6 protein-coding genes and 1 CRISPR repeat array are annotated in these 12,757 nt (G+C 68.4%); of the genes, 1 reads left to right on the forward strand and 5 read right to left on the reverse strand.

All coding sequences use genetic code 11. The features are described 5' to 3' along the window. The first annotated feature begins 24 nt into the window (after positions 1-24). Positions 25-477 (forward strand): transposase, encoded by a 453-nt coding sequence (locus ACWD0F_RS50920; protein WP_449890223.1) that lies wholly within the window; start codon positions 25-27, stop codon positions 475-477. Here ACWD0F_RS50920 and cas6e read toward each other — a convergent pair. The 5 genes from cas6e to cas3 form a co-directional block, all read right to left on the reverse strand. Beyond that, on the reverse strand, positions 418-1,191 hold the full coding sequence (gene cas6e, locus ACWD0F_RS50925; protein WP_449890213.1) for a type I-E CRISPR-associated protein Cas6/Cse3/CasE: 774 nt from the start codon (positions 1,189-1,191) through the stop codon (positions 418-420). The genes ACWD0F_RS50920 and cas6e overlap by 60 nt on opposite strands. Before the next feature lie 7 nt (positions 1,192-1,198). Further along, positions 1,199-1,990: a type I-E CRISPR-associated protein Cas5/CasD gene (gene cas5e / locus ACWD0F_RS50930; protein WP_449890215.1), complete on the reverse strand. Its 792-nt coding sequence runs from the start codon at positions 1,988-1,990 to the stop codon at positions 1,199-1,201. Continuing rightward, positions 1,987-3,135 carry a type I-E CRISPR-associated protein Cas7/Cse4/CasC gene (gene cas7e / locus ACWD0F_RS50935; RefSeq protein WP_449890217.1) on the reverse strand — a complete coding sequence of 383 codons (1,149 nt, stop codon included), beginning with the start codon at positions 3,133-3,135 and terminating at the stop codon, positions 1,987-1,989. The genes cas5e and cas7e overlap by 4 nt, the downstream gene beginning before the upstream one ends. A gap of 42 nt (positions 3,136-3,177) precedes the next feature. After that, positions 3,178-5,496 carry a type I-E CRISPR-associated protein Cse1/CasA gene (gene casA / locus ACWD0F_RS50940; RefSeq protein ID WP_449890219.1) on the reverse strand — a complete coding sequence of 773 codons (2,319 nt, stop codon included), beginning with the start codon at positions 5,494-5,496 and terminating at the stop codon, positions 3,178-3,180. A 971-nt stretch (positions 5,497-6,467) separates the two neighbouring features. Continuing rightward, positions 6,468-9,338, reverse strand: coding sequence for a CRISPR-associated helicase Cas3' (cas3, locus tag ACWD0F_RS50945; protein ID WP_449890221.1), 2,871 nt, complete (start codon positions 9,336-9,338; stop codon positions 6,468-6,470). Between the two features lie 205 nt (positions 9,339-9,543). Then, positions 9,544-12,682: a CRISPR direct-repeat array (repeat unit 28 nt; unit sequence GTCGGCCCCGCGCGTGCGGGGGTGTTCC). The last annotated feature ends 75 nt before the right edge of the window (positions 12,683-12,757 follow it).

Genomic DNA, 12,757 nt, shown 5'->3' on the forward strand with positions numbered 1-12,757 from the left:
CGTCCTCCAGGTCGATCTCCGTCGATGCCTGGATCACATTACTCATCAGGTGTGTTCTCCTTGATCAGGAGTTACACCAGTGACCGTACAGTCCCGCTGGAGGGCGATTGGACGGTCGCGTTGGTGGCGCGCGAGTTCGACATCAACGCCAGCACCCTGGGCAGCTGGGTGAACCGGCACCGGATCGTGAGCGCTCAGGACGAGCGGCAGCCGCCGGTCTCCGGGCCGGACCGGGCCAGGATCCGGGAGCTTGAGAGGGAGAACGCCGAGCTCCGCGAGAAATTGATCTCCTTGAAAAAGCGGCGACGACGGCGTTTTCGTCGCGGTCGATGTGGCTGCGTTCGATGTAGACGCTGGAGACGCGGTCGGCGACGCGGTGCCGGTCGTGGGGGTGGGCCTTCTGCCAGATGTCGGCCATCACCTCTCCTGGCGAAGGCTGGGCAACGGGGCGAGGGTGAGCAGGCCGCATCCGTATGACTTGGCGGGGCCGATCCCGCCCAGAAGCCGCTCGGTGAACGCTGCCACGTCCGTGATGCGTAGCCGGCCTTCGAAGGTGGCGGTGTGCAGGACGACCGGCTTGGTCCCGTTGTTCTTCTTGTGGAACGAGCGGCGCGCGCGGGCGACGATGCGTACCTCGCGCGGCGTCGGCGGCTGCTCCCCGTTGTCCGGTTCGAAGCCTGCTGCGGGCGGGTCGGTGTGGGCGGGCGGGACGTCGAATCCCCAGCGCTGGGTGCGGGACAGGAACCAGGTGAGTTGCTGGTCGGCGGTGCGATGGCCGATGCGGAAGGAGCGGCGTTTGGTGTCGGTGGCCCGTTCGCGTTGCGTTTCCGTGGGTTTGATGGGGTCGGAGGTGTTCTGCACGGGGTTGGCGGTGAGCCGGAAAGCGAATTCACGGCCGACGGCGATCTGGGCCAGCAGAGGTGCGTAGTCGCGGATGGCGGCGTGTTCGCCGTCGGCGTCGGGCCAGCCGGCCTGCTCGACCAAGTGGCTCCAGTCCGGCCGGGTGGCGGTCAGGATGAGCAGCATCGGGCGGCGGGGATCGTCGGCGTCCAGTCGCCACAGGATGCGCTGGTCGGTGGGGGCGTCGGGGATGCCGTACAGGACGGCGCCGTGCATGGCGTGCGGGCTGGTCAGCAGTAGCCGGCTCTTCTCACGTAGGGGATTGATTCTGACGCGGGAGAGATAGGTCATGGTCTCGTCACCAGCCCAGGAGGGCGAACGGGTCGTGGCTTTGCGGCTTGTCGGGGGTGATGCGGGCGTTGGCGAATCCGGTCGGCAGGGTGATCCACTGGTGATGGATGCGGCGGCTGGTGAAGCGGCGCTCACGGGGGGCGAAGGAGTACGGGACGTCGATGGCGGAGTCTTCACCGTTGGGGTCATCGATGGTGGCGGATACGTCGATGGTGGCGGGGCGGCCGCGGTCGCGGGCATACAACTGCTTGGCGGTTTGGGTAGCCTGCCAGGGCTCGCCTTTCAGTACCTCGAGCAGGGATTGCTCTCGGATGGCGAGGAAGAGGGGCTGGGTGGGGACGCAGGAGCGGCGGCCCAGCGCGAGGGGGAAGGCCGGGCGTCGGACGGCCTCGGCCAGGGTTTCCACCAGGGCGGTGGGACCGTGCAGGGCGGCGAGGAAGACCGCGTCCTGGAGGTAGAAGCGCTGGGTGACGTGGGTGTACTTGGCGGGTGAGGTGGGCTTTTGCAGGCCCTTCGCCGATACGCCCGCCTGGGGCAGAGGACGTCCTCGGTAATCGCTGACGGTGTGGTAGTCGCGCAGCAGGCTGCCGGGTTGGTCGACGCGAACGCCGAGTTGGAGGCCGAGCAGGTCGTCCAGGGGTTCTTCGCGGGCACGGCCGGATGCGGCGGCGAGCAGGCCCAGGACTCCCGACTTGGTGGGTTCGGGCCGGGTGTCGCGCCGGTTGAAGACACTGCGGTCGCCCCACGACTGCAAGGGGCCGGCCAAGCGCAGCACCAGCGTGGCGTGGGTGACGGTCATCGGGCTTGCTCGATCTTCTCGGCCAGACCTGCGCGCAGGTCTGCGATCAGGGTGGGGAAGGTGGTGTTCGCACCGAAGATCGTGGTCAGCCGTTCGCCGGTGTGCCGGTCGGGGTCGAAGGTGTGGCAGACGGCGACGTGGGCGGGGGTGTCTCCCCATTGCCGTCGGGCGCGGTCGTATTCCACGGCCAGGCGGACGGCGGAGTCGGCGGCCAGGCCCTCGCCCTCCTCGTCCGGTGCGAGAGGCTTCTCGAAGGCGGAGACCAGGTTGACCGGTTGATCTTCGCGCACCACGACGGCGAGCAGGCTGGGCAGGGTGCGGTGGGCGAAGGAGTTTTGGTGCCCGGAGGGGATGGAGCGGGCGAAGTGCTCGACGAAGGCGTCGACGGCGGTCAGGGCGGCGTCGACGTCGCCGAGGTTGTCGGCGAGTTGCGGCACGTTAACGGTGGCGTATCGGTACAGGGTGGCGGAGTTGAAGCCGACGGTGCCGATCATGCCGGCGCCGGTCTCGTCTTTGAGGTTCTCGTCGTCGACGGCGGTGTAGTAGTCGAACTCCAGGTCCACGGCATGGGTGGACAGTGCGTGGGCGACCTGGACGGCGGCATCGACGTTGAGGGCGGGGATGTCGGCGACCATGCGCCCGAACAGCGCGACGTCCATCGGGTGGCCCTGCTGGAGTTTCTCGGCCACCGGAAGGTCTTTGACGGCCTTGGCCAGTTCCTCGTCCTCCAGGGCGGTCAGATCGGTGGCCTGGTCGGCGACCAGGTCGATGATGTCCTCCAGTTGGCGGTAGCCGAAGAACAGCAGGTAGGCGGTGTCACCGGCTTTCTTGCCGGGTTTGATGCCGAGGGGCTGTAGCAGCGCGGTGGCCAGGCGGGTGGCCTGCTCGATCTCCAGCTTGGCCCGGTCGGCCAGCCGCTCGGCCAGTTTCGCGGCGATCCGCTTGGTGCGGGTGGCGTGGTCTTGCTGGGGAGCGTGCTCCGCAAAGCTGGTGCGGGTTGCGCGTTTCCACGCCTGCGAGGAGACCCGGGCCCTGCGGTGGCCGCCGAAGTATGCCTCTTTGGGGTTGCCTTGATCGTCGCGGTTCAGGTTCGCGGGCGGGACGGTTTGGATGATGTGCACGTCAACGTATAGGCGCTTGCCCATGAGGAACTCCTGACAGCGATCAGAGGAAGAGGTTAGGGCTGGCTACTCGGCGATAGAGGGGAAATCGATTATTGGCTCGGCGGGCGTGTGCGGTTTCGGCTGCCAGCCGTAGTAGTCGAGGCCGAGCCGCCGTCGGGTTAACTGGCGGGTGTCGGGGCGCTGCCAGTAGCGGATGTCCCGTAGGAGCAGGTCGTAGTCCAACGGCGCTCCGACGATCCGCATCTGGGAGATCAGGCCGCGCAGATGAGTCAGGAAGGCTCCGACCTGGGTAGCAGAGGCGGCGGCGTTGACCCTCCGGTCCACCGCCTCCCGCATGAACCCTCTATCGCTCTCGGACTGCTTGTGCAAGCGCCGCAGAGCCTGGCCGAGCGGGACGCCGGGACGATGCATGGGATCAGAGCGGGATTGTTGGTGCAACCCGTATAGGGCGAGCGCGGCATGTTCGGCCGTGAGCTCGTGCGAGACCTTGCCCTGACGGGCGAGCCAGTCGTCGATGGGCGAAGTGTAGTACGGCCACAGAGCCGGCACCGTGCCAGCCGGGCGCCCCAGCCCGGCGCGGAAGACGGCCAAGTCCTCCCCCGGTGGAGGTCCCTGGTGGGATCGCCAGGTACCGTCGGCAGCTACATAACGGGTCCAATAGCGGACGATGCGGTCAGTAGTGGAGGTCATGGCTGTTTGCCTCTCGCCTTTGAGCTGTCCAGCCGCTCGCGCCAGCGGTGAGCTCGCTAGCGTTACATTGCCGCGTCTGCTTTGAGCCCATCGAGGCAGCGCCAGATGCAGACGCTCGTCGAAATTCTGCTCAGCCGAGGCGAGCCGGTAGACGTACTCCGCCTTCTCTGCTTTCGTTACGCGCCCGGCGAACTCGCTGCCCCTTGCCATATTCAACAACCTCGTCGCGACGCTCAATACTTGCTGACTGGCGAGTTGTTCCCAGGCTATACGGCCCCGCTCCAGCGTGTCGCAACCATCTGCGCTGGCTCGCACGCCAACCAGGAAGCGCCGCATCAACGGGTCGAGGGCGTGCAACACGAACTCGCCTGGGCGCTGCCCTTTGTTCCACGGGATCGGATCGGCCCCCCGCGCCCGCCGTAGATCGGCTGACAGGTCGTTGACCGCTCGCGCGAGATCTTCTGCCTGCTCGGTCACTTCGACCAAGGTGGTGTAGGTGTCGGTCTCTGTACGCAGTCCGGTGATCGGCAGCGGGATGGAATCGAACAGCACGTCTTCCACGACCGCCGACTGATTGCCGTATACCATGCCAATTGTCTGCACCTGCAGCGGATAGTCGAAGGGCAGGACGCCGTCGGCCTGAACGTCGGCGAGTTGGCTCAGCAGCACCGAAGTCTCCACGCCGCCGTCACCGCTCTGCCGTTCCGCAGTCAGTAGCGCTTCCATTCCGCGCCAGGCGGCCTTACCTGGCACATGCCGGCGCGGCCGACGCTGACTTCCTGTAGGACTCTTGGGCGCCCTCGCGAAGGTCCATGCCGTGTGCGGCTCCCATTCCGGGATTGACTGCAGCCGGTCCCCTGCGCACAGCACGACCTGACGGACCCGCAAACCTTCGTCGGTCTGCTCTGGAATCAGCCGGACCCGCCGCGCCTGCCATGTCCACAGGTCCAGCAGTCCGGTGGCGTGCCGAGTCTCCCAACGTGCCTGCGCCGGAGGACGCCGCCACTGTGGGAGGTCATCCGCGGGCTGTCGTCCGATTGGGATGTTAAGCATCAGCGTCTCGAAGAGGCTTCGTCCCACGGGAACGACCACTCCCAGCGGTCCTAGGACACCGGTGACATTGCCTGTGGTCTTGCCCGCCTTCACAGCAGGGTCGCCAACGGCCCCAGATTTAATGCCTGCGGTGTCCCAGCAGTGAGTGTGAAGCAACCAGCGGACCGCCTCCGCGGGGGTCAAAAGGAGTGGGTCACCGTCAGTTCGGGTCGAGTACAGCGGCACATTGTTCCCCGAAGCTTGAGTCGCGACCAGCAGGGCTGAGCCCTTGGCCTCATGATTGGCCGTGTGTAGCTCAGCTACTTGAGCGAAGGGAGCTTCTTGGTCGAACAGGTCGAAGCGGTGCCGGTGCTCATCAAGGTAGGCGTTGAGCTTGTCCTGCTCGGCATCTGTGAAACGTCCATTGGCCACCCGGAGCGCCCACTCGGCACGATCTTTCGGACGTCCCAGGGCATCCAAAATTACAGGGAGCAATACCTGCCGCAACAGCGCCGGAGTGTGCGTTGTGACCTCGACCTCCAGCGCACCGAACTTGTGTGCATGCACCAATGCGTCACGCAAAGAACAGCGTGTCAGCGCACCATGCCCACACAACTGAGGCATCAGCCATGGCGACTCGATCAGATCGTAACTGTGCATCCAACCACACCTTCAAAAGTAGCGGCCTTTGACACCAGATGTTCCGATAAGCACCTGTGCAACTGCTATCGATCAGCGATAAAGAACATCATCGCCCGGCTTCGATGTCGACTCAGCCCCCATAGAGATCATCCCGCATGGCGAGCGACGTCAACTGCAACCTATTTTCTAACTATGCCAGGACAAGGATGGTTTCGTCAGAAATCTGCCAAGTCGACCTGCGCATTACCGAAGTCAATGGAATCTGGCACGCGGAATTTCCGCCTTTGCCCAAAACACTTAGACAGGGACAAACAGTAAATAATACATTTGTCGACCAATCGTGCCAAATCAGACCCCTAGAAGCTTCTCGGCGATTCGGTGACCTGGCTACCAGCAGCTTGGTAAGGTAAGTAGAAGATCTGGACGAAAGCGACAGCATCGCTCGTCCAGGAGCGAGAGACCCCGTTCCGGCCTCCGAACCAGAAACGGGGTCCTTTGGCGGCTCAGCTAGCGGTTCGCACCGCTAGCTGAGCCCTCTCATCCGTAGGGCCAGCTCCAGCAAGATGATCGCCATCTGTAAGAAGAGCAGGATCATCTCACCCTCTGGATCCCCAGAGCCCATCGTGTGCATCTCGCCTCTTTCCCGGGCTGACCTGCTCGAATAAGAGGCCACAGCCCGCTCGCCTGCTTCGTTGAACGCCCAATGCCGCACAGCGGATAGGGGGATCTGGCGTTCAGCGAAGCGGTCTCGTTTAACCCTTTCCTCGACAGGGTCGCACAAGAACCTCCTGGCTTCAGGCGAAATGCCTAAACTGGTAGCTGTGGCCCCGCGAACGGACCCAGCGCGGGGATGGCCCTCGGTCACGTTTTGGGCCGTGCTCAACACATCAGTTGGCCCCGTTCCGCGGGGATAAGAGATCCATGCGACCGGGAATAGTTGGGGGTACTGCCTCGTGAACTATGACCGGTCGCATGGAGCTCACTGCGGCTCAAGGAATCCCGCTGCTCACTATCAGCCCGAGGTTCGGGTCGTATCCCACCTGGTAGCCGCCCAAAGGAGCTAGGCCGTCGGCGTCCATAACCAGCGCCAGACTTCGTTTCAGCCACGGGTGGCCGCGCCAGCCGTCCAACGGCGCCAGCTCCTGCTCGGCCGGTCCGGTGAGTTTGGGTGGCAGCCGTACGGTCGCGCCCAGCACCTCCTCCAGCACGTCGTCCGGCAGCGCCTCGCCGTTAACCCCCAGCCATCTGCCGCCCAGCGTGCGGTATCCCCGCTCGTCACCGCGTACCAGGATGACCTCCACGCTGCGGTCTCCGTCGCGGACCACGGCCTCCAGCTTGTGCTCGGCCAGGCTGCCCGGGGCAGCGCCGTAGTGCAATCCATCCAGCGTCTCCTTTATGTGCTCACCGGTGCGGGTGAGCAGGAAGGGCTCGGCGTTGCGGGCCCGTTCCTCCTGCCGGGCCGCCCACTGGTCACGGGCCTGCTGCTCGGCCTGGGCCCAGGCGGGCGGGACCACATCGGGCGCTTCGCCGTACACCCGCTCGACCAGAGACGGCACATCGCCAGGCACCGACCACGCGCCGCCGTCGGCGGCACAGACCACAGCGGCCGAGCGCAGCAGCAGATACCGGCCGTAGATGCCCTCACTCGCCGGCAGGATCCACGGTGCCGCTCCACCACGCGGATCGAACCCGGTGACGATCACTTCCGGTTGGAGGAGACGAGGTGGACGTGCCACGCCCTCGTGGCGGTGGATCCGGCCCAGCCGCTGCAGCAGTAGGTCGATCGTGGTCAGGTCGGTGACCAGCACGTCCGCGTCCACGTCGAAGGACTGCTCGGCAAGCTGGGTGGCGATCAGGATGAGCCGCTCAGGCCGCCGCGTACCGTCCTTGCCCGGCGGGCCGAGCAGCCGCAGACACTCCTCGGTGCCCTCCGCCCGATCATGAGCGGTCATCCGCCCGTGCAGCAGCCGCACCTCGCCGTCGCTGAAACGTTCCCGCAGCACCTGGTAGGCGCGCTGGGCCCGGGGAACGGTGTTACGGATCACCAGCGCGCACCCGCCCTGGGCCAGCCGCTCCTGCAACATCTCGGCGATCGCGTCCTCAGCCGCCCGACCCTCCCCCGCCGTGCCCGCTGGGGCTGTCTCGGGCAGCACGCTCACCGCCACCCTCAGATCGGGGCGCCACTGCCGCGCATCATCCACGTCATAGACCGCCCGCCCGTCGACCAGGCACGCGGCGGTGACGTTGGGGTAGCTTCGCGGCGAGGGCAGCGCCGCTGCGTCGAACGTCTCCGCGCAGGCCGCACCGGCCAGGTACGCAGTGACAAATTCGCGGCGCTGCGCCGGGGGCAGCGTGGCCGACAGCAGCACCACCGGTACCCGCGCCTGCCCCAGCCAGCGCAGCCCCTCCTTCAAAAACTGCGACATGTAGACGTCGGCCGCGTGCACCTCATCCAGGACCACGACCTTGCCCATCAGCCCGGCCGCGCGCAGCATCACATGCTTGGTCCGCGTCGCCGCGAACAGCAACTGATCGACGGTCCCGACCACGAACGGGCTGAGCAGCCCGCGCTTGCGGCCGAGGAACCACTCTGCCGGTGCCTGCCGCTCCGCGCCCGCATCCCGCCCCCCGCCGAAGGGGGAATCAGCCAACCCGTACAGATCGTCTTCGTCCACGCTGCCGTAGAAGCCGTCGGGGTCGGTGTCCGGCTCCTGCAGGAGGCGCTGCCACTCCTTGTTGAACATCCGCTTGCCGTGCAGCAGCGCCACCTGGCCGGCCAGCTCACCGTCGATTCTTTTCAGCCAGGCGCGCACCTGGCTGAACATCGGATCGCTGGTCGCCTGCGTCGGCATGCCCACGAACACCCCATCGGCGCCGAACCGGGCCGCCAGCACCTCGGCCGCCAGCAAGGCCGCCTTGGTCTTGCCCTCCCCCATCGGCGCCTCGACGATCAGCAGCCCCGGCCCCGGCATCCGATAGGCCACCCGCATGACAAGGTCCTGCGACGGCCGGGGCGACTGATCGAACCGGTCGGCGAACGCGTCCAGCGGCGGCCTGTTCAGGCGCCCCCATCCGCCGCGCAACCCTAGGTTTCCCCATGCCTTCACCGCGCGATCTCGCGCCCCATGCACCGTCACATCGGCCAGGTCATCCACGCCGGGAAAGTGACGCTCGTCGCTGGCGATCCAGTCCGCCATCACCACCAGGCCACTGAGCTGCAGCTGCACCGCACGGCTAGGCGCCTGCTGAGGCTGCACGTCGGCGAGGCTCGTGAACCCGACCAGCCGGGTGAACACCTCCACCAACGCCGCCTGCACCCCAGCCCATGCCGGGCCCTTCCCCTGCGGTTCACCCCGCGCTGTCCTGAGCCCCGCCAGCGCACCCACCGACGGCACCGTCCCATGGTGGCCGGCGACCAGCGGCCACAACCACGCGATCTGCGCGGCCTCCCAGCCGGCCTCCCGCAACAGACGCAACAGGAGCGCTCCACCCGCCTTGTCATGCCGCCACCGAGCCCGCTGCACCACCGGCTCATTCCAGCTCAACCCAGCCCGCCGCACCGCCTGCGCACCCTCGGCGTCCACCCGCTGAAACGCCGGCGTCGCCTTCCCGCAGTCATGCACTCCACACAACCAGGCGAAGAACATAATCCCCCGGTCTCGTGAAATGGCATTCAATGACCGTTTAGTGGAGGGCGCCAGATAGTTGTCCCATATCCGCTCCGCCACCGCCGCAGTGTCCAATAGATGTGAAAGCAGGAGATTTGTCCGACCGCCTGCCTTCTGCCGAGATTTACCCCACAACGCCCCAAGCTGCCGCATCACGGCTGATTCGTAACCGAACTCGTCATGCCACTGCATCGCGCCCTCCCATCAACCCCGCACCCTAAACACCGCCACCGACAAATCCGGGCCACGATGCACACCTGCGATATCGTTCACCTACGCCGAAGCGTTAGCGGGAGGATCAATCACAAAGATCACGAATAGACCGTGCGCCTCAGGTCCAATATCCGAACCGAAGGAAAACAGCCCACTCCACCGGTAAACCTGCAGGTGAACAAGTGTCGGCCCCGCGCGTGCGGGGGTGTTCCGCGAGCCGGCTTCGGCACTGGCCTGCTCTCTGGGTCGGCCCCGCGCGTGCGGGGGTGTTCCCCGGGACTACTACTCAGTGACCTTCATGGGCGGGTCGGCCCCGCGCGTGCGGGGGTGTTCCCATGGGCCCCGTCTTGGTGGTCCGCGACGGTGCGTCGGCCCCGCGCGTGCGGGGGTGTTCCTCGCCGTTTTCCCTAGTCACACGCTGCGTGTCCGTCGGCCCCGCGCGTGCGGGGGTGTTCCGATATGTCACCCGAGCAGCTCGTGAAGCTTCTGGTCGGCCCCGCGCGTGCGGGGGTGTTCCGGACGGCAGCCCGGCGATGAGCAGCCCAACGACGTCGGCCCCGCGCGTGCGGGGGTGTTCCTCGCTTCCACACCGACCCGTCCACCACGTCCGAGTCGGCCCCGCGCGTGCGGGGGTGTTCCCGCGCCGCCGAGTCCCGGGTCTGAGCCTCCGCCGTCGGCCCCGCGCGTGCGGGGGTGTTCCGGGCCTCGTGGTCAGTGCCACGATGAGCGCCATGTCGGCCCCGCGCGTGCGGGGGTGTTCCCCAGGGTGCTTGGTCGGCGGTGGAGACGGCGACGTCGGCCCCGCGCGTGCGGGGGTGTTCCCCACACCTCGTCGTCGGCCGCGAGAGAGTCGAGGTCGGCCCCGCGCGTGCGGGGGTGTTCCCTGATCGCCTTCGCTGGCAGCCTGTTCCACGCCGTCGGCCCCGCGCGTGCGGGGGTGTTCCGACTTGGGCGCACGTTTTGAGCGCGTGCGCCTTGTCGGCCCCGCGCGTGCGGGGGTGTTCCGCGGTCGAAGGGTCCGTGTCACGCTCTGGCGGTGTCGGCCCCGCGCGTGCGGGGGTGTTCCCGCACTCGGCGAACACCGCCACCCGCTGCTCGGGTCGGCCCCGCGCGTGCGGGGGTGTTCCCTGATCTCTCTGGGCATCCTGTAGGCCATCTACGTCGGCCCCGCGCGTGCGGGGGTGTTCCGTGGGCGGTGGCCGGCCAGTCGCCGACGGCGGTGTCGGCCCCGCGCGTGCGGGGGTGTTCCGGCTGTCGGCGTCACGCCGGCCGAGCTGGATGAGTCGGCCCCGCGCGTGCGGGGGTGTTCCGCTGCAGCAGTCAGCCCGCCTGATCCTGGCCTCGTCGGCCCCGCGCGTGCGGGGGTGTTCCCTGCTCGTCATCGTCGCCGCCCTCTGTCTCGCCGTCGGCCCCGCGCGTGCGGGGGTGTTCCGCGCTGGGCGATCTTGAGACGACGAAGAAGAAGGTCGGCCCCGCGCGTGCGGGGGTGTTCCCCACGCCGGCCTCTTCCCGCCCCGCCCGGCCCGGTCGGCCCCGCGCGTGCGGGGGTGTTCCCGGGCGGGGGGGCGGCGGAGCTGCCTTGCCTCCGTCGGCCCCGCGCGTGCGGGGGTGTTCCCGGCACGGGCACCTGCTCAGGGTGCAGCACCCGGTCGGCCCCGCGCGTGCGGGGGTGTTCCCCTGTCCTCCGGCGGGTCGGAGTCGAGGGTGTAGTCGGCCCCGCGCGTGCGGGGGTGTTCCACCTTGGACCTGCCCGTGCCGCTCCCGGCCGGGGTCGGCCCCGCGCGTGCGGGGGTGTTCCCCGGCGACATGGCCATCGCCATGGGCACGCTGGGTCGGCCCCGCGCGTGCGGGGGTGTTCCGTTGGCCCACGCCGACAACCCGACCGAAGAGAAGTCGGCCCCGCGCGTGCGGGGGTGTTCCGTTGGCCCACGCCGACAACCCGACCGAAGAGAAGTCGGCCCCGCGCGTGCGGGGGTGTTCCGGTGACGCCCGGTGCGTCCGCCACGCAACTGGAGTCGGCCCCGCGCGTGCGGGGGTGTTCCGGAGATCACTGATCATGCCTACGGTGTTTCCCCGTCGGCCCCGCGCGTGCGGGGGTGTTCCGATCAACTAGCGTCGCCGAACTCTGACTCCAGCGTCGGCCCCGCGCGTGCGGGGGTGTTCCCTTGTAGTGCGGGGACGACATCGCGGACATGACGTCGGCCCCGCGCGTGCGGGGGTGTTCCATTCGTGCAGGAGGTGCCCGTGGAGTACCGGTAGTCGGCCCCGCGCGTGCGGGGGTGTTCCGGGATGTGGCTCTTCCTCGTGCCCGGCTCCACCGTCGGCCCCGCGCGTGCGGGGGTGTTCCGCAGGTCCGGCCGCAGGTACCGCTGCATCGTGTGTCGGCCCCGCGCGTGCGGGGGTGTTCCCCTGGACGGCCACGAGGACCGGCACAAGGACACGTCGGCCCCGCGCGTGCGGGGGTGTTCCTCTGGACCCGGCGTCGCCTGTGCCGGGGATCGCGTCGGCCCCGCGCGTGCGGGGGTGTTCCGCTCCGGATCTGCCAGAGCCCTACGGACGGCCCGTCGGCCCCGCGCGTGCGGGGGTGTTCCGCTCCGGATCTGCCAGAGCCCTACGGACGGCCCGTCGGCCCCGCGCGTGCGGGGGTGTTCCGGGCATGATGAAGGCCCGGTCGGCCGATGCCCCGTCGGCCCCGCGCGTGCGGGGGTGTTCCGGTCACCTGGGCGGTGCCGGGGATGATGGGGACGTCGGCCCCGCGCGTGCGGGGGTGTTCCCCTGCTCACCGGCGTGTTCACCGCCGGCAACCCGTCGGCCCCGCGCGTGCGGGGGTGTTCCGGGCGGCAACACTATCGCCGTGCCGATCGGCACGTCGGCCCCGCGCGTGCGGGGGTGTTCCCGACCGCATGTGGTCGGTGATGGTGCGAGGAACGTCGGCCCCGCGCGTGCGGGGGTGTTCCCCCGGGGTTACCAGGGGGAGATCTTGGTTGATCGTCGGCCCCGCGCGTGCGGGGGTGTTCCGCGCGCCACAGTCAGGTGGGCCCCGTCCACGCCGTCGGCCCCGCGCGTGCGGGGGTGTTCCCCCGATGGGCGAGGTGCCGCTGGTCGAGTTCCGGTCGGCCCCGCGCGTGCGGGGGTGTTCCTCCGCTCCGGCCTCGCAGCGCTGTCGTTGAGAAGTCGGCCCCGCGCGTGCGGGGGTGTTCCGACTCTCGCCCGGATCCGGGCCGGGCTGGAGAAGTCGGCCCCGCGCGTGCGGGGGTGTTCCTTTTGATCCGCACGCGTCGGGCGGGCTCACCCGGTCGGCCCCGCGCGTGCGGGGGTGTTCCCCGCTGCGCCCCCTGGGGACCCTGGGCCCCCGCGGCCCCCCGCGGGCGGGGGTGTTAGCCATTGGGCCGCGGGGA

The sequence above is a fragment of the Nonomuraea sp. NPDC002799 genome (assembly GCF_053592075.1).